At 32.5% G+C, this 22,525-nt stretch carries 18 protein-coding genes, 17 tRNA genes and 1 rRNA gene; 25 read left to right on the forward strand and 11 right to left on the reverse strand.

Annotated features, from left to right (window positions below; translation table 11 throughout):
* Positions 1-16 precede the first annotated feature (16 nt).
* From rrf to ACOZIR_RS27350, 20 genes are all read left to right on the forward strand, one after another.
* Positions 17-132 (forward strand): 5S ribosomal RNA (gene rrf, locus ACOZIR_RS27255).
* 116 nt (positions 133-248) lie between these two features.
* A tRNA-Val gene (locus ACOZIR_RS27260) sits at positions 249-324 on the forward strand.
* A 4-nt stretch (positions 325-328) separates the two neighbouring features.
* Positions 329-401, forward strand: a tRNA-Thr gene (locus tag ACOZIR_RS27265).
* Between the two features lie 11 nt (positions 402-412).
* Positions 413-496 (forward strand) — tRNA-Tyr (locus ACOZIR_RS27270).
* Positions 497-503: 7 nt separating this feature from the next.
* A tRNA-Gln gene (locus ACOZIR_RS27275) sits at positions 504-578 on the forward strand.
* Between the two features lie 4 nt (positions 579-582).
* Positions 583-658 (forward strand) — tRNA-Lys (locus ACOZIR_RS27280).
* 13 nt (positions 659-671) lie between these two features.
* Positions 672-753, forward strand: a tRNA-Leu gene (locus tag ACOZIR_RS27285).
* 19 nt (positions 754-772) lie between these two features.
* Positions 773-847: transfer RNA gene (locus ACOZIR_RS27290), tRNA-Gly, on the forward strand.
* Positions 848-855: 8 nt separating this feature from the next.
* Positions 856-929: transfer RNA gene (locus ACOZIR_RS27295), tRNA-Cys, on the forward strand.
* Positions 930-943: 14 nt separating this feature from the next.
* Positions 944-1,032: transfer RNA gene (locus ACOZIR_RS27300), tRNA-Leu, on the forward strand.
* Between the two features lie 9 nt (positions 1,033-1,041).
* Positions 1,042-1,118 (forward strand) — tRNA-Arg (locus tag ACOZIR_RS27305).
* A gap of 4 nt (positions 1,119-1,122) precedes the next feature.
* Positions 1,123-1,199: transfer RNA gene (locus tag ACOZIR_RS27310), tRNA-Pro, on the forward strand.
* 12 nt (positions 1,200-1,211) lie between these two features.
* Positions 1,212-1,287 (forward strand) — tRNA-Ala (locus ACOZIR_RS27315).
* A gap of 10 nt (positions 1,288-1,297) precedes the next feature.
* Positions 1,298-1,390 (forward strand) — tRNA-Ser (locus ACOZIR_RS27320).
* 13 nt (positions 1,391-1,403) lie between these two features.
* Positions 1,404-1,479, forward strand: a tRNA-Asp gene (locus ACOZIR_RS27325).
* 12 nt (positions 1,480-1,491) lie between these two features.
* Positions 1,492-1,565: transfer RNA gene (locus ACOZIR_RS27330), tRNA-Gly, on the forward strand.
* A gap of 6 nt (positions 1,566-1,571) precedes the next feature.
* A tRNA-Ile gene (locus tag ACOZIR_RS27335) sits at positions 1,572-1,648 on the forward strand.
* Positions 1,649-1,687: 39 nt separating this feature from the next.
* Positions 1,688-1,759: transfer RNA gene (locus tag ACOZIR_RS27340), tRNA-Glu, on the forward strand.
* 608 nt (positions 1,760-2,367) lie between these two features.
* Positions 2,368-3,552, forward strand: a complete 1,185-nt coding sequence (locus ACOZIR_RS27345; RefSeq protein ID WP_421536059.1) for a hypothetical protein — start codon at positions 2,368-2,370, stop codon at positions 3,550-3,552.
* A gap of 17 nt (positions 3,553-3,569) precedes the next feature.
* Positions 3,570-3,947, forward strand: a complete 378-nt coding sequence (locus ACOZIR_RS27350; RefSeq protein ID WP_421536060.1) for a hypothetical protein — start codon at positions 3,570-3,572, stop codon at positions 3,945-3,947.
* 404 nt (positions 3,948-4,351) lie between these two features.
* On the opposite strand, the gene ACOZIR_RS27355 is transcribed toward ACOZIR_RS27350, so the two are convergent.
* Positions 4,352-4,552: a cold-shock protein gene (locus ACOZIR_RS27355; RefSeq protein WP_421536061.1), complete on the reverse strand. Its 201-nt coding sequence runs from the start codon at positions 4,550-4,552 to the stop codon at positions 4,352-4,354.
* Between the two features lie 362 nt (positions 4,553-4,914).
* Positions 4,915-5,514, reverse strand: a complete 600-nt coding sequence (locus tag ACOZIR_RS27360; protein WP_421536062.1) for a nitroreductase family protein — start codon at positions 5,512-5,514, stop codon at positions 4,915-4,917.
* Positions 5,515-7,755: 2,241 nt separating this feature from the next.
* Between ACOZIR_RS27360 and ACOZIR_RS27365 the strand changes: the two genes are divergently transcribed.
* From ACOZIR_RS27365 to ACOZIR_RS27375, 3 genes are all read left to right on the forward strand, one after another.
* Positions 7,756-8,118 carry a hypothetical protein gene (locus ACOZIR_RS27365; protein ID WP_421536063.1) on the forward strand — a complete coding sequence of 121 codons (363 nt, stop codon included), beginning with the start codon at positions 7,756-7,758 and terminating at the stop codon, positions 8,116-8,118.
* 204 nt (positions 8,119-8,322) lie between these two features.
* Positions 8,323-8,610: a hypothetical protein gene (locus tag ACOZIR_RS27370; RefSeq protein ID WP_421536064.1), complete on the forward strand. Its 288-nt coding sequence runs from the start codon at positions 8,323-8,325 to the stop codon at positions 8,608-8,610.
* Between the two features lie 291 nt (positions 8,611-8,901).
* Positions 8,902-9,372: a hypothetical protein gene (locus ACOZIR_RS27375; RefSeq protein WP_421536065.1), complete on the forward strand. Its 471-nt coding sequence runs from the start codon at positions 8,902-8,904 to the stop codon at positions 9,370-9,372.
* A 670-nt stretch (positions 9,373-10,042) separates the two neighbouring features.
* On the opposite strand, the gene ACOZIR_RS27380 is transcribed toward ACOZIR_RS27375, so the two are convergent.
* From ACOZIR_RS27380 to ACOZIR_RS27395, 4 genes are all read right to left on the reverse strand, one after another.
* Positions 10,043-10,765 carry a DUF3967 domain-containing protein gene (locus ACOZIR_RS27380; protein WP_421536066.1) on the reverse strand — a complete coding sequence of 241 codons (723 nt, stop codon included), beginning with the start codon at positions 10,763-10,765 and terminating at the stop codon, positions 10,043-10,045.
* Positions 10,766-11,217: 452 nt separating this feature from the next.
* Positions 11,218-11,367, reverse strand: coding sequence for an IS3 family transposase (locus tag ACOZIR_RS27385; RefSeq protein WP_421536067.1), 150 nt, complete (start codon positions 11,365-11,367; stop codon positions 11,218-11,220).
* 131 nt (positions 11,368-11,498) lie between these two features.
* Positions 11,499-11,792: a transposase gene (locus ACOZIR_RS27390; RefSeq protein WP_421536068.1), complete on the reverse strand. Its 294-nt coding sequence runs from the start codon at positions 11,790-11,792 to the stop codon at positions 11,499-11,501.
* Entirely contained in the window at positions 11,785-11,955 is a 171-nt protein-coding gene (locus tag ACOZIR_RS27395) for a hypothetical protein (protein ID WP_421536069.1), read from the reverse strand. The genes ACOZIR_RS27390 and ACOZIR_RS27395 overlap by 8 nt, the downstream gene beginning before the upstream one ends.
* A 2,935-nt stretch (positions 11,956-14,890) precedes the next feature.
* Here ACOZIR_RS27395 and ACOZIR_RS27400 point away from each other — a divergent pair.
* Together ACOZIR_RS27400 and ACOZIR_RS27405 are read left to right on the forward strand one after the other, a co-directional pair.
* Complete coding sequence (locus ACOZIR_RS27400) at positions 14,891-15,631, forward strand: hypothetical protein (protein ID WP_421536070.1); 741 nt, start codon at positions 14,891-14,893, stop codon at positions 15,629-15,631.
* Positions 15,632-16,774: 1,143 nt separating this feature from the next.
* Positions 16,775-18,058, forward strand: coding sequence for a glycosyltransferase family 2 protein (locus ACOZIR_RS27405; RefSeq protein ID WP_421536071.1), 1,284 nt, complete (start codon positions 16,775-16,777; stop codon positions 18,056-18,058).
* On the opposite strand, the gene ACOZIR_RS27410 is transcribed toward ACOZIR_RS27405, so the two are convergent.
* The 5 genes from ACOZIR_RS27410 to ACOZIR_RS27430 all read right to left on the reverse strand — a co-directional run bounded on the left by ACOZIR_RS27410 (position 18,059) and on the right by ACOZIR_RS27430 (position 22,480).
* On the reverse strand, positions 18,059-18,268 hold the full coding sequence (locus tag ACOZIR_RS27410; protein ID WP_421536072.1) for a hypothetical protein: 210 nt from the start codon (positions 18,266-18,268) through the stop codon (positions 18,059-18,061). It abuts the gene before it with no gap.
* Positions 18,269-18,283: 15 nt separating this feature from the next.
* Entirely contained in the window at positions 18,284-18,526 is a 243-nt protein-coding gene (locus tag ACOZIR_RS27415) for a DUF2642 domain-containing protein (RefSeq protein WP_421536073.1), read from the reverse strand.
* Positions 18,527-18,673: 147 nt separating this feature from the next.
* Complete coding sequence (locus ACOZIR_RS27420) at positions 18,674-19,783, reverse strand: DegT/DnrJ/EryC1/StrS family aminotransferase (protein WP_421536074.1); 1,110 nt, start codon at positions 19,781-19,783, stop codon at positions 18,674-18,676.
* 34 nt (positions 19,784-19,817) lie between these two features.
* On the reverse strand, positions 19,818-21,116 hold the full coding sequence (locus ACOZIR_RS27425; protein WP_421536075.1) for a nucleotide sugar dehydrogenase: 1,299 nt from the start codon (positions 21,114-21,116) through the stop codon (positions 19,818-19,820).
* Between the two features lie 158 nt (positions 21,117-21,274).
* The gene (locus ACOZIR_RS27430; protein ID WP_421536076.1) at positions 21,275-22,480 is read right to left on the reverse strand and encodes a glycosyltransferase; all 1,206 of its coding nucleotides are present in this window, start codon (positions 22,478-22,480) and stop codon (positions 21,275-21,277) included.
* Positions 22,481-22,525: the final 45 nt, after the last annotated feature.

A 22,525-nucleotide genomic window follows, 5' to 3' on the forward strand; every position in this document is an offset into this window, starting at 1 on the left:
AGAGAACAATCTCTTGTCTGGTGGCGATAGCGAAGAGGTCACACCCGTTCCCATACCGAACACGGAAGTTAAGCTCTTTAGCGCCAATGGTAGTTGGGACTTTGTCCCTGTGAGAGTCGGACGTTGCCAGGCAATAAATAAGACCCCTTATGAGTCTCTTGTAAAAGAGCATAGGGGTTTTTTATTTGAAATATTCTATCATAAATAATGAAAATAACGCTTATTAACAATCTTATATAGATTTTTTTGGAGGATTAGCTCAGCTGGGAGAGCACCTGCCTTACAAGCAGGGGGTCGGCGGTTCGATCCCGTCATCCTCCACCACCGTGCCGGTGTAGCTCAACTGGTAGAGCAACTGACTTGTAATCAGTAGGTTGGGGGTTCAAGTCCTCTTGCCGGCATCATTTGTATCGGAGGGGTAGCGAAGTGGCTAAACGCGGCGGACTGTAAATCCGCTCCTTCGGGTTCGGCAGTTCGACTCTGCCCCCCTCCACCATTTTTATTGGGCTATCGCCAAGCGGTAAGGCAACGGATTTTGATTCCGTCATGCGTTGGTTCGAATCCAGCTAGCCCAGCCATAGAGAGCCATTAGCTCAGTTGGTAGAGCATCTGACTTTTAATCAGAGGGTCGAAGGTTCGAGTCCTTCATGGCTCACCAGTTATATTCACACGCGGGTGTGGCGGAATTGGCAGACGCGCTAGACTTAGGATCTAGTGTCTTATGACGTGGGGGTTCAAGTCCCTTCACCCGCATCTTAAATTAAATAAATGTGCGGAAGTAGTTCAGTGGTAGAACACCACCTTGCCAAGGTGGGGGTCGCGAGTTCGAACCTCGTCTTCCGCTCCATATATATTGGCGGCATAGCCAAGTGGTAAGGCCAAGGTCTGCAAAACCTTTATCACCGGTTCAAATCCGGTTGCCGCCTCCACGTATAAAAGTCCTGCCGGGGTGGTGGAATTGGCAGACACACAGGACTTAAAATCCTGCGGTAGGTGACTACCGTGCCGGTTCAAGTCCGGCCCTCGGTACCATTTTAATAAGCGCCCGTAGCTCAATTGGATAGAGCGTTTGACTACGGATCAAAAGGTTAGGGGTTCGACTCCTCTCGGGCGCGCCATGAACGGGAAGTAGCTCAGCTTGGTAGAGCACTTGGTTTGGGACCAAGGGGTCGCAGGTTCGAATCCTGTCTTCCCGACCAGAGAAGTATCATGGGGCCTTAGCTCAGCTGGGAGAGCGCCTGCCTTGCACGCAGGAGGTCAGCGGTTCGATCCCGCTAGGCTCCACCATACAATATACGGAGGAATACCCAAGTCCGGCTGAAGGGATCGGTCTTGAAAACCGACAGGGGTGTTAAAGCTCGCGGGGGTTCGAATCCCTCTTCCTCCGCCATTATTTATATGCTGGTCCCGTGGTGTAGCGGTTAACATGCCTGCCTGTCACGCAGGAGATCGCGGGTTCGATTCCCGTCGGGACCGCCATTTTTAAAATAAGCGGGTGTAGTTTAATGGTAAAACCTCAGCCTTCCAAGCTGATGTCGTGAGTTCGATTCTCATCACCCGCTCCAAATAATGGGTCTATAGCTCAGCTGGTTAGAGCGCACGCCTGATAAGCGTGAGGTCGGTGGTTCGAGTCCACTTAGGCCCACCAGTATAACAAACAGTTAAGTTAAACTTAAAAAACAATCAAGGCCCGTTGGTCAAGCGGTTAAGACACCGCCCTTTCACGGCGGTAACACGGGTTCGAATCCCGTACGGGTCATCCAAAGAGCAGTTTGCATTTGCAAACTGCTCTTTTATTTATGATGGATAAATGAAGGGTTTTATAGAAGAGACAATTTTTAAAGAGACTAATAAGCTAAATCAAAAAAGACGTTTTAATCCATACATATGTGGTAAACAGATAGTACAGAGCCCAAATAAGATTTTTAGAGGCTACTGTGAAAGGTTAAATACTTAGATGAAGGGACTGATTCGATTTTTAAAGACGTAACAGCGACTTCAGCAAATGTATTACCCCAATTGACAAGTAGGTATTGTGATTTAATGAATGGTACTCTCGTTATGAACCGTTATACGTAACGAAAGGGCCTCACAAGGGCAAATGAACAAGAGAATTATTTTTAGTAAGAGAGGGGAGCCTACATCAAAAATGATGCAGGCTCTTCTTATGTTGATGATATAACTAAGATACATAAGGTGTTAAATTTCAATATTATTTGTGGGTTCATGTTCTACTTAGTGTGAATAATTGTTGATATATGTAAGGTTTTGTAGATGAATAAGTTGGCTAGAGATATTGAATTATCACCTCGTATAGAGTACAATGAGTTGAATATAAGTTCAACTTAAAAGATGAGGTGTTTACAAATGAAAATTTCACGTTTTAATAAAGATTGCGGTAACTCCGTTGATATGAACATTATGGATGGATATCTATTCGATTTTCCAACGAATGTAGTTGAACTTCAAAAAGAAGCTGCAGACTCGTTTTTCACAGATGCTGTTACAGCTCCAGAAGAATTTAAGAAGCGTATTTTACTTTCTACAACCATTCATGGGGAAGAGAAAGAGCGTTATTTCTTAGTAGGAGATATTGCTGCAAGTCAATTACTCGCCAACAATCACATTAATAAATTACATAATAAAATTACAAGTCATATTCCATATATCACCTTTTTAGCTGCTATTGCTTATTACCATGCGTTACATGCGAAAGATAAAAAAAACAAAAACATCGAAATTGGTTATTTTTCTACCATGCTACCAATCTGGCTCCTTAAGAAAGAGAGCACATTTGGGGCAGCTCAAAAAGCCATGGCAAATCGTTTCTTAGGCGACCATTCGTTTACTGTGCATACACCTGGCTTTGAAAATACGTTAAAAGTAGTAGTAGAAGAAAGTGCGTGCTTAAAAGAGGGAGAAAGTGCACGTTTTGCCTTGAAAAAAGACTTAACGCTTGAAGATCGTGAAGATGCGAATGAGTATGTGGAATGTGAAACAGTTATGGTGGACATTGGTGGTGGTTCCATTGATGTGGTTATTTTACCGGAAGGTTTGAAAGCTGCCAATAGCCGCGAATCGTTCCAGAGCATCGAAGGAATTCCGTATTTAGCCCATATTGATAAATTGCGCAAAGAAAAATTCCTAGAATTATTTACAGACTTACGTGCCTTTGATCAATTTATTCTTGATAAATACAGTAAGCAAAAGTTTGTATTAAAAAACGAAAATACAGGCGAATCCATTGATTTAACAAGTACAATCAAGTCTTCTCTTCGAGAATATGTAGAGATTTTATTGGCTAAATTAAATGATGTTGCACCACCACCAGCAAATAAAGTACGTAAATATGTGTACTGTGGTGGGGTAGCTCCTACTTTAGAAGTTGCTATCATGAATAGCATGCGTGACAAAATTGGAGAAGAACGTACTGAGAAGTATCATAAGGTTCCCCAAGATAGCCGCCATTTGAATTTATTTGGCTTAGAGATTCGTAGTATTGGTTACGTTCAAAAGAAGCAAGCAGCAGAGAAGAAAGCCGTTAAATCCTAACAACGTAGGTGATGGGGATGTCAGAGCGTCAAAATGCGTTTACGATTAAGACAAATCGTTTGAGTGATGAAGTGTATAATAAACTAGCTTCATATGCTAAATCGCGTAAGTTAGGGGATTATATTTCATCTTTAATTCTACGTGATTTAGATGGTTCATCTACTGAAAGAAAAGCAATTGAAGACACAAAAACCTATGAAATGCTTGAACATATAAAGAATGAATTAGCTGATTTAAAAACATTAGCAAAAACAACAGGTTTTGTAGGAAGTGTCCCTTTCAAAGAAGAAGAGCCTTTAAAGGTTCCCCAACTGAAAGAAGGAAAGATTGCAGATTTAGAAAATATATCTGGCTCATTAGACGATGACGACTTAGAAGAATATAGCGATTTTTAAACAGTAAAACCACTAGAAATACACTAGTGGTTTTTTCTGTTTTTATTAAAGAGACGGGTAAGAACAATATTCTTATTAAATAAGTTGGCGTTCTCGATGAGAACCAATAAAAGCAAGGAAACGAGTATTTATCTAAAGTACTGAAATTTGCATCGAATGGGCAATCATACGCAAAACCAAAGTTAATTTCGTCAGAGAGCGTTTCACTGGATATTAAAAGCGTCGCTTAACTAGGTTTTTATTTATAAATGATTGTGATGAAAAAGCATCTTTCTCATTGGAAGGTGCTTTTTTCGTTTCCTATAAAAATATAAAAAGTTACATTATGTGGAGTAGATCAGGGGAAAACAGAAAGACCTACTGATAGGGAATACAATACATCAGTAGGTCTTCACTATAGATTCTTACACTTTATTTACGTTTGTCGCCTGTGGACCACGTTGTCCTTGTTCAATATCGAAACTCACTTCTTGCCCCTCATCCAGGGACTTAAAGCCTTCCCCTTGGATAGCTGAGAAGTGAACAAACACATCTTCTCCATTTTCACGTTCGATAAACCCGAAACCTTTTTCAGCATTAAACCATTTCACTTTACCATGTTCCATTTTTACTTCCTCCTACGATATAGAAAATAAACTAGATGATGAATTAAATCTAGCTTATTTATTATATTATCTGAATAAAGATATTTTAAACTTGAATTATTACATTGATTAATTCTACAAAATTATTCTTTCTATTATACGGCTAAAGGATAGCGATGTTGATTCCTTGCTTCACCTTGTTCTCTATTAATTGACAATCGAACGTACGTTTGATAAAATGTAAGCAATCACTTGTATCAGACTATCTTTCGCTTTCATCATTTATATGTTGAAAGCTATTTTTTTGTTTCGTTTAATTAAAAAGAAAAACCTAGAGGTTTAATAGTTGCAACTAGGGTCTTCAAAAGTTCTTTGTTTCAATTTCAGTTGTAGAATTTTACACGATTTTCAATAGGCTGAAATTCTTTCTCACCTGGCTGTAAAGTTGGATTACCAAAGGGCATTTGGGCAATTAACTTCCAGTTAGAAGGAATATTCCACTCCTTTTTAACTTCCTCATCAATAAGTGGGTTATAGTGTTGTAGCGATGCCCCCAAACCTTCTGATTCTAATGCAGCCCATATTACTAATTGATGCATTCCAGATGCTTGGTTTGACCAGATTGGAAAGTTATCCGCGTATGAAGGAAACTGTTTTTGAAGACTTTTTACTCCTGCCTCATCTTCGAAAAATAATACAGTCCCGTAACCACTCTTAAATGAATCCATTTTTTGTTGAGTTCCAGTAAAATCTCTATCCCCCATTACTTTTCGCAAGGTATCCGTAGTAATATTCCATAACTCATCATGTGATTTACCTGTCAATACGACAAGACGTGCCGTTTGTGAGTTAAATGCAGATGGAGTGTATTTTACAGCAAACTCCACAATTTCCTTAATTTTTTCATCAGATACTTGTACATCCTTATTGATCCCATAATAAGAGCGTCTTTCTTTTAAAACGGAATAAAAATCTTTTGACATTATGATAATTCCCCCTGTAACGTAGTATGCCGGAATTAAAATTTTTAAGGAAACCTATACATTACTTCCTTGTAAAATTCCGTTCTTTCCCTACTTTTCATACTCTTTTATTACCTTCAAGTGATTCGCCGATATAATATGTAAAAATAACAATTTTTCAATCTGAATATCCCTAGATTGAAGTTCTTAGAAAGATCGGTTGATTGTACTTTTTTCTCATGATTTATAAAAGACGAATGCTCGGCTATTAATTCTACATATTGAGGAAAGATTCCTTTAAAAAAATGTAGTCTTTATTAGTTAGAGCTATTATTAAAAATCAACGTTCTTTTATACTAATTTGTCCTTTTCTATAAAGTGCTTTATGTTACCAAAAGTTATATAACCTAACATATCCAAAAAGCAGAAGAAACTACTGACCATGTTCCAGTAGTTTCTTCTGCGAATAGTGAGTAATTAGAAGTCGTTCTTGAAATCATAAATTGACTTCTAGATTAGTTTGCTTAATTTAATAAACTTTATTCCCCCACAACATAACCATCGTTTTTTCTAAAAGTAAAATTTCTTCTTCAATCATTATTTTCATAGTGACAACAAATAAACAGTTATTCTATTTGTGTATATAAATTATATAGTATTTTGATAAATGGTATATAATTAAAAGATATAAAAATCTTTAAGTAAATTTAATTTGTTGTTATTAACAAGAGTAATAGTTAACGTATTTTATTAAAAAAAGTTATACCTTTTACACATCTTGTAGAAAAACTGCGTATTTGTCGTCATCTGGAGTAAATAATATAACTTTAATTTTTATAAGTTAGTTTATTCATTTACTCCTTGTTATAAAATAAGTTTATATTGTATTTTTGGTATAGATTATATTATTTAAGATATATTAATATTAAATATTTTTTATTTGATTATTATAAATAAAACAATTTCTTAAAAGGTGAGCAGAAAACAGATTGATATATTAACAGCAGTAAAATTGACTATTTTCCGCAACTTGGATTGTAGTTAAAACTAATCAATTTAACAAGATGCTCTATTATTTACTTAAGAGAACTAAGGAACTATTTACAGTTATGTAACACGATCATTTTTCAGACAGCAACTAAGCAAAAAGGCTACTAAAGTATTAGTTTTCTGAAAATAAATTAAAAAAGAAGTCAAATGAATAATATATACAAAGTTAGTTAACATAATCAACATTTCTAGAAGTAAAAAAAGTCATGTTATCATTTAAAGAACATGACTAGGAAAGAGAGTAACATGCAGGTGTGCCATATATAATTTAAGAATGAATTGTACTAAATAAATACCCTATTTTTTATATAAATGAATAGAATTATATCTCTTGATCAAACTACCCATGAAGTCAGCAAACTTTTAGTGGAAACTATAAGAACAGAAAAAACAACCGACCATAATAAGGACTCAATAAATACAAAAACATTGGCTAAGATTTAGCCAATGTTTTTGTATTTAGATAGACACTCTGAAGAAGGTGTTTTCTCAAATAAAAACGGATAATTCTAAGAATACAAATTACATTATAGTCATTGATCTATTTCTAATTAATTGTCTATATAAATAAGAAATAAATATTTTAACTATTAGGACAAGCATACAAACACTTTTCTAACAAATTAATAAAATATATAGGGATGAAAAAGGGAGGTGACTAACATAGAAAAATATCATTGTTACTATAATGATGAAGATGATAAATATTATGTAGAAGAGTCTTATCCTTTGAAGAAAAAGAAAAAATCACATGACTCTTGTAAAGTTTATGTGAAAGTTAACTGCTGTTGCAATCATGAAAAGGACGATGACAAGAAGAAAGATTGTTGTTGCCATAAAAAACACCACCATAAAAAACACCATCACAAAAAACATTATTATGAGGAAGAATCTGATTACTAATTTTTTAATTATGAATTGGACTTCTCAATATTTATTGAACACTAAGTTAATTATTTTTTTATAATATCAACGCTTGTCTAAGCGCCTCTAATTAATTTGAATATCATAAATTATAATTTATAAATCATCCTATCGAAAAGAGTTACAAAAACTACTGGGCTTGAGAACTATACCCCAGTAGTTTTTTCTCTTTTTAAGCTGTATATATAGTATTTATTCTGTTCTATTTTAATCCTAATCTCATAAGACAAGCACACAAACACTTCTTCAACTAATGAATATATTAATAGAGAAAAAATACAAAGGTGAGTGATTACAATAAAAAAGTATTATTGGGACTATAACCCTGAAGATGATAGCTATTATGTAGATGAATCGTATCCTCAATACGGAAATAACAATGGTCGTAAAAAGAATAAAGAACATGAGAGGATTTGTTTTAACATTAACATTCACAATAATCTAGCAAATCAAGGTGGAAATGCTGGAGTTAGAGAAAATGCAGAAACAGGCGGACAAATTAGTGGAAATGCTGGACAAAATGCAAATCAAGGCGGGCAAATTGCTAAAAAAGGTGGACAAAACGCAAATCAGGAAGGCCAAGTCGCCAGCGAAGGTGGAAAAAACAAACTAAAAGAATTTAATTTAGAAGAGGAAATGGAAGACGAGTAATTCAAGAGCTCCAATAAGTATCCTTTTTTATAATTAGCATGGACTTATTGATAATTGGTAGAGGTAGTTAGAAAGTTTATATGCTTAGTAGATAAACTTTTCACCTTTTTTTAAAAGGTATTTTCTATACAAAGTTATTTGAAAATTAGTACAAGCAATCTCTTTTATTTTTATCTAACACAGAGAAGGAAGGAGGTGATTAACATGAGTGATTTTAGTAAAAGCAATTATATCAGCAGTGGTGGTGTATCTATCCCTCAATCTCCTGATATTGTAACTATTCTTTGGCAGCGAAATCCTTTAGATATACAAGCCCCACGTACAATTGTAGAAGCAACTATTATTGGAAGCGCTAGACCATGTCGACGCTTATTACAAACAGGTGATATTTATAGAAGTGCAGTAAATTGCTTACTTGATAACGGGTTTGAACAATTGTTTAGTGAAAGACTAGGTGTATTTGGGGTTTCTATATTTGTTCGTGAATGCTAATGAATCATTTTAGATGCAGGTTAGTGATAAAGCTAATGGGATCATAAACCTTAAATATTATTCAATAAGATATATGGCTTAAAAAGAGAAAAAACTACTGGTCCCTGATGACCCGGTAGTTTTTTCTCTTTTAGGCTGTATACGATATACAATTTTAATTAACATAATCAAAATCCTAGGAAGATATGACTTTTTCTCCCTGTAATCGTTCTTTATCTGTTAGGGAAATAATACAAACTTTTATATAAAGAATGAATACTATGTAGAAAATGTTATATAAAGGAGATAACAATGACTAGAATCCAAAACTTTCCTCAAACTTTCCTCAATGAACACGCTAGATGGCATAGTCAGCATATGAACATGGGGCAATTACGTTCGGGTGACGGAATAGAATTCCTCTCATTTCACCGGAATTTTATACAAGAAGCTTTAGAATGGTATAATAGCGAAGGGCTAGACCCTAGATTGGTAGAACCTTGGCGTTCAATTCCTTCCACCATAAAAAGACATCCTGAATGGACAAGAGAGCTTCAAAATGCTGAAAATCGAATTGTTAGAAACCTGTCATCCTTCAATTCGTCCGATGAGTTAGGACGCTTTTTACAAACTTCATCTCTACATGATGCTATTCATGTGATAGGGAGTGAAGTCTTTAACGAAAGTGATTTTGGTCGAATTTCAAGGGCTCCACGAAGTACCCTTTTTTATAATTGGCACGGACTTATTGATAATTGGTGGAGACAGTTAGATAGTTTATAAATTTAGCAGATAGTTTTTTACTTTATTCTAATGTATTTATTTGCTATACAGGATTATTTTCCATAATAAACCTTATCGAAAAGGCCCTTAGAATAAATTATTTTAAGGGCCTTTTAACTATGCAAATCAAGAAGGCTAAAAAGATACGGATTCAGTACTAAACTCATTTTAACTACACTATATGTCTTCATTCTCTATTAAGTGACTTGCCTAAATTGAATATTTTTTAATCAGTTGAGTAAACTATTCAAGACGCCGGAAGGCATCAAAGTATGTATAGCACATATTGATAACCAGAAAAATCACTGACGGAAACAGTGATTTTTCGCTTTTTTAGGCTGTATACCGTATACATTGCTAGTTAACATAATCACTCTTTCCGGAACACATCCAAAAAGAGAACCCCTATTGGGAAAAGGGTTCTGATGAGGTCCTTGTTTCTGCTTTATGCAGCTTTTTATACATCCTTGATATAACGGTGATCTCCAGGTGTATGTTTAAAGAAAGAATGAATAAAAAGCGCACCTTTTATTCATATGCAGAACGGTTCAAATAGTTGATTCTGTATACAAATACGATATATTAAAAGTCAGCCTATTTTTTACAAATTTCAACGTAACCCTATTTTGAGCAACCTCCCGTCCACTGCAGAGGTTGTTCTTTTATTTTGCTACTTTTTTACCTCGACAAAGCATGGATTTATGGGGTATTTTATATTTGCACATGTTTCATCTTTTATCAGAGATAAATAAAACCAGGCATAAGAAAAGCTCTCAATATTGAGAGCTTTTCTTATGCCTTCATTCCCAAAACTCCCACCACTTTTTTCTTGAGATGCTGCTATCATTTTTTTAGTATTTTGAACTTCGCGAATTAAAAATAAGAGATTTTCATCTCTTTTATTTGAACTTGTTTCAACATTTGTTTTTAATTCTTCACTTTGATTCTGCAAAATCTTATTTTGAGATTTAATATCTTTAAGCTCTTTTTCCATTGAATTTAATCTATCAGATATTTCCTCAATATATTCTAATTTATCCATGAGAACAGAAAGTCGATTATTCTCTTCTTGTTCTTTAGATTGCTGTTCTTGAGTAATTACCTTGTTCTCCTCAAGAACAGCACCTGTTCTCTCCTCTTCTGGAAGCATTGATAACCCCACATTTACAGCTGTTTCCATAGTCATACTTTTATCTTGAACTAGATCTTTCATTCTTTGGAGTAAAAGAATATCTTTACTTCTAAATGCTCTAGAATTATTAGATCCTCGGATGAATTTATAATCCTTATTTTCTAATGCAATACAATATTTTGTAAGAGAACTACGAGCTATTCCTAATAATTTTGCTACCTCTCCACCCAAATAAACTACTTCATTTATTTGTTCAGACATATATTTACCACCTATTCTTAATACATATAACTATTTATTATATAGGCTATTCTAACAATGTTTTCGATTTAGAATAGTATTCCCCTCTTTATTCTCTAATCAATATATAAAGTTAAAAATAAGAGTTCTATTAAACATTATGCTTATACAGGTATTTATAGGGTTGTTCTTATGAAGAATAGTAGTTGTTCTCCTGTTCATTAAAAAGTTTCACACACCTATAATGCTGGCTTTCTTAAGACGGCTTTCTTAGTCTGTAAGCTTTTATTCTTTTAACGAAAAAATTATAAAAAGACCTTTGCAATTCTAGAAGCGAATTGCTATTTAAATAGAGTGAGAAGGGACATATACAAAAAGTGAGTATTACCAAGGGTTTGAAGCATCTATAGTGTAACCATATGGTTACACCTAATAAGTGGAATTAAAATAAAAAACCTCAAAAAAATTGAGGTTTAAAATAAATAAACGGGCAAGTTATATTTTTTAAAGGAACCCCCTACAACGAAGTTCTTTAAAGACTTTTCAAGAACCTTTGTAATTCTTAGGGATCCATATCGCCCCTTATGTTCCTTAAATATCTCCTGTATTTCCGCACGTAACATTTCATTCTCTAAAGCCCTTTTAAAAGGTTTTCTCTGTAAATATTCATAGTAACCTGATCGTGAGATATTTAATGTTCTACAAGCCTTCTTGATGTTATATTTGTGTTTATTGTCTTTTAAAAATTGAAATCTTACACACTCTTTTTCTTCAAGAAGACCCGGAACTTTTTTAATAAATCAAGCTCTTTTCTAAGTTCTTCATTCTCACGTTGGAGCGTTTTCATTTCATACTGGGAATTATAAAGTGAACTCCCACACCATGGAAACGCATTTTCCCCATATTCTTCATATTCACTTATCCAACGATATAGCGTATTAGGATGAATAGATAATTCTTTCGCAACCTCTTTTACAAATAGGTTCTCTTCCAGCACCAACTGAACTGCAGCCATTTTAAATTGACGATTATAAATTTTTCTACTCACAAACCGAATCACCTTTTTCTCTTAATTTAGTGTCCAGTTTATCGTACCATCTCCAAATAAACATATATCCTAAAGATATATACCATTTTCTTGCTGTAATTTCTAATACGTCTAACAAAGAATTAACTTCTTTAGGAGTATAAGCCTTATCAGTTTTATCCACGCTTTACCTCTCCGTGATCACGGCGTCATAGTTACCGGTGTCTACTTTAATGTAAGTGAAACCACAAGAGTTGTTTTGCGTAATATTCCAACTGGAATTGTTTCTTCCCTTGATACTTTAGCCACAGTTCACGAAAAACGCATCATTATAGTAACAAAAAAACACATTTTGCATAGATTGTAATATGCTTAAGTATTAATTAAATGACATAATCGCCTCCGAGAACGATTAATGGAATTTAAATAAATCAGAAAAGCATAAAAGAGAGAACTCTGTATTTCAGAGTTCTTTCTTTATTAGCATTAAAAAATACATTTTTTCCATGACTAATATATTAAAAGTGGATTAATTAGGATAGTACTAAGGATAAACAGCCTACTTTCATTTACATAACCTATTGTATAAAAATTTACAAATTATGTTTCCAGAAATAGCAATAAAAACAAGAGGGATTATAATCTCCACTTTAAGAATAACAATTACCTCATTGGAAAATAATTGTTACTCTTGATTTTTTAACATCAACAATCATAATTCTAAATTCCCAAGCCAGCTAGAATATAATATACTATAAGAAAAAGCCCTATAAAAAATTCTATAGGGCTTTCTGTGTATGATTAAAAAGATTGAAATGATTGATAAACCAGTATGGTTTATCAATCATATTATATGTATCAATACATTTATTAGAAGCTTGTCTTTTTCAAAAATTATTAATAACTCCAAGATCTTTAGGTAACACAATGTGATTTATCGGTGATCAAACTAATCAATCTTTTTTAAATTCCTAAGAGGATAAGACCTGTCGATTAAGCAACTCTACGGGTCTTATTATATATCCCTTAAATAAAAAAGCCCTTTATTTCTCCATCGATTCTTAATTACTTCAAAAGCTATTTTTTAGTCTTTCAATACTCTAAATACTTTCCTCACATTTCTTTAAAAAGAATTTACAGGGTATTAAAGATATATATAAAACACACCTTAACAGCTTAGGACAAGAAAAAACAACTGAATATGTTCAGTTGTTTTTTCTTTTAGTTTATTCATATTCCACAATAAAGGGTTGAGAATGAACATCTCTTCGTCTTTTCAATAGTGTACTCAATTAGGATATAAATCATTTACATATATGTTTCATTGGACGATGAATATTTGGTATTTTTTGAAAAATGTTTTATTTTAACTAATATAGTTTATAAAAGCGATTCTAAAAACCAGAAAAAATCTATCTCTTTTCGGTCAAAAACAGGGAGTTTTTTGTTTTCAGACTTTGTACGGTATGAAAAATTAGTTAATATAATGTGTATTATAGGAAAAATACACAAAGACAGTGTCTAACTAATTAGGCGCTGTCTTTGTGTAAAAAAGTCTTTTCAAATCTTCAAACAACTATCCTTATACTACTAAAAATCGATATAGACAAACTATAAATTTGTTATGGCTTCTAACATAAATAATTGAATATTATTTTCTCTTAAAAAATACAAAAGGGTATTTCTTCTATGCTCTGTCTCAACATACCAGCATCGCCTATGCTAAATATTATGATAGTCATTCATGCCATCCAACCCCTAATTATGACTCTATCTTAAACGTTTAGTTGATGAATATAAAAATGAGTTTTCATCACAAAGGAAAGAAGCAATTTTTATACATAATATAAGTAGGATACATACTTTATAACTACAATTTGTATTTAGTATGTAAGCAGGAGTTCACCTATGAAGTATTGAATCTGTATACAAACTAAAAATGGGATGGGAAATAATGCGAAGATTAGATAAATACGCTCGTTAATCCAAGCGAAAAGGACCTAGTAAAGTATCACCAATCCGATTGCCAAAAAGTAGCTATACTCAATTTCAACAACGATGTGAAGATCTTGGGTTATCTATGTCGGAAGCAGGTTATCTCCTAATTAAAGAGGAAATGGAAGATGCTCTATACAGTAGTATGCAAATGAAGTAGCTGCGAACATAGAACCACTACAGGCACCTATACAAAAAGGAGATTCTTCACCTACAAAAGTAGTTACGCGTAAACCCTTCGTACCTTCAACACGTTGGACTTCCACACCTTACGAAGTAGAGAATGAATTGCCCTGTCTATTATGTGATCAATGATATAGTAAGGCTAATTTTTCTCATCATACGAAAAATCATAATATAACTATAAGAGCACTTTTAGGGAATGATAAAAAGCGCGTTTTCCAGATGGTTAAAGAAGGCGAAAAGAATTTTCATCATATATAAATATATTTTTAGGAAGCACGATTTACCATTATAAATAAGGAGGAAAACTGAACCCAAAAGTGTACTTTCAACGGTTGTAGATAAAAAATGTGAAGAGTAAAATTTTATTCGGAGATTTCAGGAAGAAATGATAGTATAAGACTATTTATGACTTTTAGAGAAAAAATGATTTTTTTATGTGTGATAAGACAAGGTATTATAGCCTCCATATAGTTTAGTTAATTCTAGTTCTGAATTTTAATTAACCACTCAATCTTAGACATACGGCCACTCTTTTAAAAGAAATCTGTATACGAAAAAGAAAAGGTTATTTGAATGGAAATATTATGAATCTGAAGAAATTAATAATAATTGATAATATTTTATACCCCCCTAATAATTTTTTATTTATAAAAAACAATAATAAACTATTCACATAAACTTTACATACAATACATTATTTAAGGTTATCTCAGAAACATAATCACCTCCAAAAATGATAATGAGTATCAGAAAGCCTAAAGTATAAAGAAGGTAGAGGATTAATCCTCTACCTTCTTTAATTTTATTTGTAATTCACCTTATGTAACCAAGTATAATATATTTTTTAAACTCTATAGACGTTTGTCCGTTGCATTTATGTGATTATTTTCATCTTATATAAAGAGTGTATGCACTCATTATTACTAGGAGGTGACAACATGTCAGATTATTATAAAAAGGTTATTAAAGATAGTAGTGATAATAAATTTAAAGAAAAACAAAAATATGAAAATGATAAGGAGGAATTTGAGTTGAAGAAGCATGACCACAAATGTGACAAGTGTCATGATGATCATAAGTGCCACGAGTGTCATGATGATAAAAAAGAAAAGAATATATTTACTGAATTTGACGTAAGCGAGAATACAAGCGTGATTTTCCCTCCAACTACTGGTTCCGGTACTGCTACTCCATTAAATACACGCGCTCAAGTAAAAATCGATGTAGACGATAATGATGATGCAGTGTTACTCCAAGGAACGGTAGAATGGACACCAGGTAGTCTAACTCTATTAGAAGAGTTAGTAGCAATACTCTTAACGCTTAGTGTACCTTTAGGAATAGAAGGAACTTTTAGAATCTGGAGAAGTTGCGATCACGGTCCATTTGTTCCGATTTTTCAAACACGTGATACTTCAATAATTTCCGATGTTAATATCGCTGCCCTTTCAGTTGATTTCAGTACAGTAACTACTAGCTTTCATTGGGTAGACAAAAACCCTTGTTGCGGAGACAATCGCTATTACTTGACTCTAGATGTTGCTTTGACAAGTGATCCTCTGATTCCTGCAGTAGGAACAATAGTTGGAGGCCTACTTTCAACTCTAATTCCACCTATAACTGTCTCTACAGGTACTGTAGTCTTCACAGCTACAGAAGTTGAAAATCAAGACTGCTAATAGCTGAAAACAAGTACTTATCTGCTAAAAACAGATAGGTACCTGTTTATTTGTTTTTAAATTCTATATCTAACTTTAGTTCTTTAATGATAGAAGCAAAGGCCTATAAAAGGAATAAGAAAAATTCCATGGTCTTTGCTAATTATTTAATTTTTACTTTATTACATAAAACTCTTTCATTGAATAATAGATCACTTATTTCGATACCGTACCTTCTTTCAAAACAATATTTAGTACCTAAATAAACCCATGCATAACGTGTTCTTCATTGAATGAACAATCCCAGCTTTCCTTATATCGCTTGGAACACATGACTGACAAAGACTTAAAGAGTATCAGTAGCCTGTTTATAAGGAGTCACATTTTGTTACTTAACGTCATGCCATTATGATTACGAGGGATAACGAGGTGGGGTTCTAAAAACTTTGTATTCAGCATCCGTTCATAAGAAATATTATTTAAATCCCCTTGTATTAAATCCAATACGATCATGATTTTTTTAGTCTAAGAAAGGCGTCAATTCGCTCGCTAAGAGCGTATTAACCGAATGTACTATGCGAGAGTGGGAAATTTTCTCCGCATCTTCTTTTTAGACTAAAGCTTAAATGAATTTTTTGTGAAATGATTCAAATAAATGTATCTTTTTCTTAAAATGATTGGGTTGAGGTAGTTTTAACTGAAAAGGCTTTATATTTTGTATTTATACAAAATACTTTGAACTACAAAATTTCATAATGTTTAGAAAAAAAACATAAGGTCTATTCAAGTTAAATTAAGATATTAGAACTAGATGCTCTGATTGGGTTATTGCCAGTACAATCACTTTATGGGTATAAGCTCTAATTTTATTTAGGTAAAATTAGAAGTGATTTCTCCTAAATTGACAATGAAATGTGAATATATCTACTAACTCATTACCTTAATTTAGTTTTTATAGACTCTCTAGAGGTTATGGAGTTGGAAGGTGAGTGTTTAGTTAATATAATCCCATATTAAGAAATTGTTTATTGTCTATTTTCTATTAGATATTAGCAATATATAAACATATTCCGTTTTTTATACGAAAGTATACGACTAATTCTTTAAAAATATGATTAAAAATATGTAAGGGCACTTAATTATTTTTACAATGGAGGAAAGTCAATGAAAAATATTCATGTTCTTCTGCTTAACTATTCTAATTCCACTATTTTAAATAAAGCCTTGAATTCATTGGATTTTATTCATCAGCGTGTGAGGAATATCACTGTTCTAGAAGAAAAAAATTCACCTTCCAAACTCGATATTTTCTCTGTTAACCAAGAAAATAAGTATGTAACATTTCTTCAAAATGACTTAGGGGAGACCTTAAGTAATTATATTGTAAAATCACCTGATGAATATATTTTATTTCTTTATAATCAAGAGTACCTTAATCCAAATATAAAAGATATAAACTTACAATTATATAATCATCAGTATGTAATGACCTATCCCTATACGTTTAGGGATAAAGTAATCCAACGTCCTTTTTTAGTGAAGACTTCTTTTCTAAAACAAACTGATTTTTTCTTAAATTATCAGGTTCCATTTAAGGAAGCTATATTATCAGCATGGCTTTCAACTCTAGATAAATCGCATATTGTAAATGAAAAGGAGTATTTTATAAGTCAAACAATCAAAGATGGTGCTACAAACAACCTCCAAAAATTAAATTTTATAGAAAAATATCAATTTGATTTAGAAAAAAGGAAAAATACTCCTTCTCTTTCTGTTGTTATTTCTAATTATAATATGGTTCAATATGTAAATACAGCTATTAGTTCTTGTCTTCTGCAAAGTAAACCACCAGAACAAATTTTAGTAATTGATGACGGTTCCACTGATAGTTCTTGTAAGGAAATGGATAAATGGGGAGTAATTCCCACCTTTAAACTCTTTAAAAAAGAAAATAGAGGAAAAGCTAAGTCATTAAATGATCTATTACCATATATAGAGACAGACTTTGTTATTGAATTAGATGCCGATGATTGGTTTGATCCCGATGCTTTTTCAATTATTAAGAACCATTTGAAAGGTATATCAGGTAATGTTGCTGTACTTTATGGAAACTTAAGAATTTGGAAACAAACGAGTTTAGGAACTGTGAAATATAAAGGAATAAAAAAGGGGAGAATAGTCAGTAATAAAAGCGAATTACTTTCTTATCCATTTCCTTTAGGCCCGCGAATTTATCGGACTTCTTCTTTGAAACAGAACAATGGCTTTCCAATAACTAAGTTTGAGAATGGAAGAATGTATGAAGACGTTAGCATATTAAATGAATTATTAAAAGAAAGCCGATTGTTGTATAAAGATTTTACTGTTTATAACGTTAGGGAACACGAATTAAGCATTACAAAAAAAAATCAACTTAATTGGAACGATTTCATAAAATATCTTGATTAATTAAACTAGTTGAATAAATCTTACAGAATTGATAAATTCTGTGTTTATATTCACTTCAACACCTGGGTTGTATCCAGAACTATCGGATACTACAACAAGGTCAAGTGAAGCTGATAAGAGAATGCCCTCAATCAAACGATCATCAAGAGCGATTTCAACTTGGGAACCAATATGTCTTGCTAATTCTGTTGTCAAAGTAATTCTAAACATTTAATAACCTCCCTCTTAAAGTCCTATAACCGTTTCAATCTTAGCAATTCTTATAAAAACTATAGATCCGTCACTCTCCGTCAAAACAACATAATCTAACTGAACAGCAGTTAAGTTTCCTCTATATGTCTCAAAAGGTGTTGAAACTTCAACTTGTTTATTTCTTAGACTAGTCAACAGAAATCTATATCCCAATCTTGAAAGTCGTGAAGGAACATTAATAGATGTAATTTGATTTGTGAAACTTTTAGATTCCAACAGTACCATCCTTTCTAAAATATCATTTTTTTCCTGTCTATGATTTAAAATATGTTTATCCAGCCTTTGAGGTACTTGGCATTTTAATCATTTTGTCTATAAATCCGCAGTTGACTTATCTTAACCTAGAGAAAAAAGATCAAAAAACTATTTTTGATCTTTTCTCTCTATAAATTTTTTTATCATAGAAATGATCTTATCTTGTTTTTCAAAAGTCATGGTTGGATAAATAGGCAAAGCTAAAATTTTAGATGCCGCGATTTCTGCAATTGGAAAATCGCCTTTGTGGTAGTTTAAATAATTGAAGGCTTCTTGGAGGTGAAGAGGGATTGGGTAATAAATCGCAGAGGAAATATCATTTTTTTGTAAAAAGGTTGCTAACTGATCACGCTCGTCTAATTCAATACAATATTGATGAAAGGTGTGTTCTCTATTTTCTATGATAGAAGGAGCTTTTAATAAACTATTCAATTCTAGTGTATACTTTTTAGCAATTTCTTTTCTCTTGTGCAAGAAAACATCTAAATATTTAAGCTTGATGAGCAAAATGGCGGCTTGAAATTCATCGAGCCTACTATTCACTCCGATAGTTGAATGTATATACTTTATTTGACTTCCATGATTTCTTAATGTGCTAACTTTTTCGTAGAGGCTTTTATCATTTGTAACTACCATGCCGGCATCTCCATAGGCCCCTAGGTTTTTAGAAGGAAAGAAAGAAAAACAGCCAATATCTCCAATCGTTCCTACTCTTTTACCATCGTATTCCGTACCAATGGCTTGACATGCATCTTCAATCACTTTTAAGTTAAATTCTTTTGCAACTTTCATGATTTCTTTCATTTTTGCAGATTGACCATATAAATGTACAACAATAATTGCTTTGGTATTATCTGTGATTTTTTCTTTTATTTTTAAGGGATCCATGTTATAGGTTTCTTTTTCTATGTCTACAAAGACGGGTGTCGCTCCTACTTGAGCAATTACTTCAGCTGTTGCAAAAAAGGTGAAAGGGGTTGTAATTATCTCATCACCTGGTCCTATATCTAATGCTCTAAGAGCTAGATAGAGTGCATCTGTTCCATTTCCTACTCCAATACCATAGGTAGCTCCTACGTAAGAAGCTATTTGTTTTTCAAGCTCTTTTCCTTTACTTCCTAAAATATATTGCCCACTTTCTAACACTTCTTTCAATGCATTAAAAATAGGTTCTTTCAATAATTCTAATTCAGCCTTTAAATCGACCATAGGAATCATATTGAAACTATTCCTCCTTTTTAAAATTTGTTCTCTAGCTACCTATCCCTTCATATTTAATCCCTAACTGATTTATTTCTTCTTTATTTAATGAATTTCTTCCATCTAAAATCACTTTACAATTACTAAATCCTTCAAAATTTAAGCTCTCATATTGTTTATGAAAAGCTTGTAGAATAATGACATCAATCTTTGATACCATTTTATCATCTAAGGATAAGGGAGTACCTCCATAATTTACAATTTCACTATCCGTAAATAGTGGATCATTTAAAAATATATTTGCATTCTTTTGTTTTAAAAGGTTTATTAATAAAAGAGTAGATGATTTTGTAGTTTCTTTCACATTCTCTCTAAAAGCTAATCCTAAGATAAGAATATTTTTATTTTGAAGAGCTCCGAGATTAGTCTCAATTTTTTCAATTGCGTAGTCCGCCATTGTATCATTAACTTTTCTAGCTAAATTGGTTAATCCATTTTCTAAGCCTCTATTTATAAAGAAGTAGGGGTAAATTGGAATACAATGTCCCCCTACACCTATTCCAGGATAGTGTATATTTGAGTAAGGTTGACTATTACTGGCTGCTATAACCTCAGACATACTGACGCCTTTCTGATCAGCAAACTTTGCGAGTTCATTTGCTAAAGCGATATTTACATCTCTATATACACATTCTGCAACTTTGGAAAATTCCGCCGTTTCTAAAGAGCTTACTTTTATTAATTCACAATTTAAGGCTTTGTGGTAAAATTCGGAGGACAATTTAAGACTTTCTTCATTTAAAGCTCCTAAAACCTTAGGATAGTTTCTTAAATCCTCTATAATACGGTTAGAATAAACTCTTTCTGGACTATAAGCTAAATAAAAATCATCTCCCATTTTTAGTCCTGAAGTTTCTTCAATTTTTTTTCCGAATCTATTTCTTGTATCACCTGTAGGAAGTGTTGTTTCAAAAATGACCAATGTACCTTTCTTTATACTCTTAGCAATATTCTCAACTGCTAAATCAATAAAGGTATAATCAACTTCATTTTGGTTATTAATTAATACTGGGACAATTACCATAATTATTTCTGAGTTATTAACAGCTTCAGAAGTGTCTAAAGTGGCTACTAGTGTTTTGTTTTTGTAAGCATCTTGCACCAATTGCTCTAAACCTGGCTCATTTTTCACATGAGATATACCTTTATTTACTGAATCAACTACTTTTTTATTAATATCTACCCCAAAAACATTAAAACCGTTATTTGCAAAAACTGCTGCTAAAGTTAGTCCAATTTTACCTAAACCAACGACTGTAACATTTTTTAGGTTTTTATTTTCATGATTCATTTCTTACAACTCCATTGTATTTAATTTGTAAAAAAGTTCTCCTTCATAATCTATGTTTTAAATGAGGCGAATGATTGGGTTATGGGAGGAAAAATAAAGTTAACTGAGCTTCTAAAAAATAGATAGATACTTTTTAATGCGGTGTGTTTTATAAAAGACTAGAGATTATTGTATATGTTGAACAGTTTCTTCTCCATTTCTTCCCATTTGTATACATCTTTCATTATTTTCCGAGCGTTAATACCCATTTCTTTTAATGTACTTTTATTTCTATATAATGAAATAATTGCCTCTGCATAGTCTTCTGAAGTTGCTTTCATTTTATTTATTACATGACCACATTGATAAGATTCAATAAATTTTTTCATGTCATTACACCTATTAACTAGCACTGGAATTCCGTTATTTAAATAACTAAAAAATTTATTTGGCATAGCAAAACGATGATTTAATGACTGCTCAGGCTCTAAATCGATCCAACCTAAATCTACATTAGAAAGAGCAAGAGGAAGTTTAGCGTAATCAATCCAACCTAAAAGTTCAATCTTATCTTTCAAATGAGAGGGAACTAATAGCTGATCTCTTTTAATTTCCTTAGTGCCTCCAATGATTCTAAATTTGAAATCTATTTCTTTATTACATATTTCTGTGATTTCAATTAATTTATTGAAATTTCCTTTCGTTTTATGGATAAGACCTTCATAAACAGCTAAAAATGTATCATTATTCCTTTTTTGGAAAGGTAAATTGCGCGAGAGAGGGGGTGAATTATAGATTATTTCAATAGGTAAATTAGGTGAAAGATTCTGATACCAATCTTTTATGGATTCTGATACTGTAATTAGATAATTAACTTCTTTTAACATAAATTGAAGCATATCTATCATAATTTTTGTAGTTTGATTATTTGTAGTATGAGGGTCTGGATCTAATTCATGACTATCGTAAATTAATTTTATATCTTTTACTTTAGTGGCATGTAAAGCCCTTTTAATTCCAATACCTGAATACAGGGAGAAGAATTCATGAGCGTGATAAATATCTGCTTCTTGTTCTATTCCGATCTTTGTTAACGGATCATTAAATCTATGATATGATCCTGATTTAATATTGTAATTTAAATTCTTTAAATTCTTATGTGGATAAAATTGTTCATAAGTAATAATTTTAATTCCTTCATAAGTGAAAATATCTGATTTAAAAGAATCTACGAATATTTTTCCACTTATATCAAATAAACATCCTTTGACTCTAGGTACAATCATAGTAACCTCATATCCTTGTTTTAGAAGACCCTTTGCTTCTTTTTGGAAAATCCTTGCGTCTAAAAAGGGGTGTTCCTGAACTAAAAAACAAACCTTCATAATTTCATCCTCCTCTATAATAAATGGGATAAATATAACCTAATG

This window comes from Priestia sp. D3YE.R1, from assembly GCF_049199565.1.
Lineage (GTDB): Bacteria > Bacillota > Bacilli > Bacillales > Bacillaceae_H > Priestia > Priestia aryabhattai.

What these genes read in the sequence shown, in the direction of transcription:
- ACOZIR_RS27350 (WP_421536060.1), top strand. Translation starts at nt 3,570, where the DNA reads ATGTCAGAGCGTCAAAATGCGTTTACGATTAAGACAAATCGTTTGAGT.
- ACOZIR_RS27345 (WP_421536059.1), top strand. Translation starts at nt 2,368, where the DNA reads ATGAAAATTTCACGTTTTAATAAAGATTGCGGTAACTCCGTTGATATG.
- ACOZIR_RS27410 (WP_421536072.1), bottom strand. Translation starts at nt 18,268, where the DNA reads ATGTTTAGAATTACTTTGACAACAGAATTAGCAAGACATATTGGTTCC.
- ACOZIR_RS27385 (WP_421536067.1), bottom strand. Translation starts at nt 11,367, where the DNA reads ATGTTACGTGCGGAAATACAGGAGATATTTAAGGAACATAAGGGGCGA.
- ACOZIR_RS27425 (WP_421536075.1), bottom strand. Translation starts at nt 21,116, where the DNA reads ATGAATCATGAAAATAAAAACCTAAAAAATGTTACAGTCGTTGGTTTA.
- ACOZIR_RS27360 (WP_421536062.1), bottom strand. Translation starts at nt 5,514, where the DNA reads ATGTCAAAAGATTTTTATTCCGTTTTAAAAGAAAGACGCTCTTATTAT.
- ACOZIR_RS27420 (WP_421536074.1), bottom strand. Translation starts at nt 19,783, where the DNA reads ATGATTCCTATGGTCGATTTAAAGGCTGAATTAGAATTATTGAAAGAA.
- ACOZIR_RS27380 (WP_421536066.1), bottom strand. Translation starts at nt 10,765, where the DNA reads ATGTCTGAACAAATAAATGAAGTAGTTTATTTGGGTGGAGAGGTAGCA.
- ACOZIR_RS27400 (WP_421536070.1), top strand. Translation starts at nt 14,891, where the DNA reads ATGTCAGATTATTATAAAAAGGTTATTAAAGATAGTAGTGATAATAAA.
- ACOZIR_RS27430 (WP_421536076.1), bottom strand. Translation starts at nt 22,480, where the DNA reads ATGAAGGTTTGTTTTTTAGTTCAGGAACACCCCTTTTTAGACGCAAGG.
- ACOZIR_RS27405 (WP_421536071.1), top strand. Translation starts at nt 16,775, where the DNA reads ATGAAAAATATTCATGTTCTTCTGCTTAACTATTCTAATTCCACTATT.
- ACOZIR_RS27355 (WP_421536061.1), bottom strand. Translation starts at nt 4,552, where the DNA reads ATGGAACATGGTAAAGTGAAATGGTTTAATGCTGAAAAAGGTTTCGGG.
- ACOZIR_RS27375 (WP_421536065.1), top strand. Translation starts at nt 8,902, where the DNA reads ATGACTAGAATCCAAAACTTTCCTCAAACTTTCCTCAATGAACACGCT.
- ACOZIR_RS27370 (WP_421536064.1), top strand. Translation starts at nt 8,323, where the DNA reads ATGAGTGATTTTAGTAAAAGCAATTATATCAGCAGTGGTGGTGTATCT.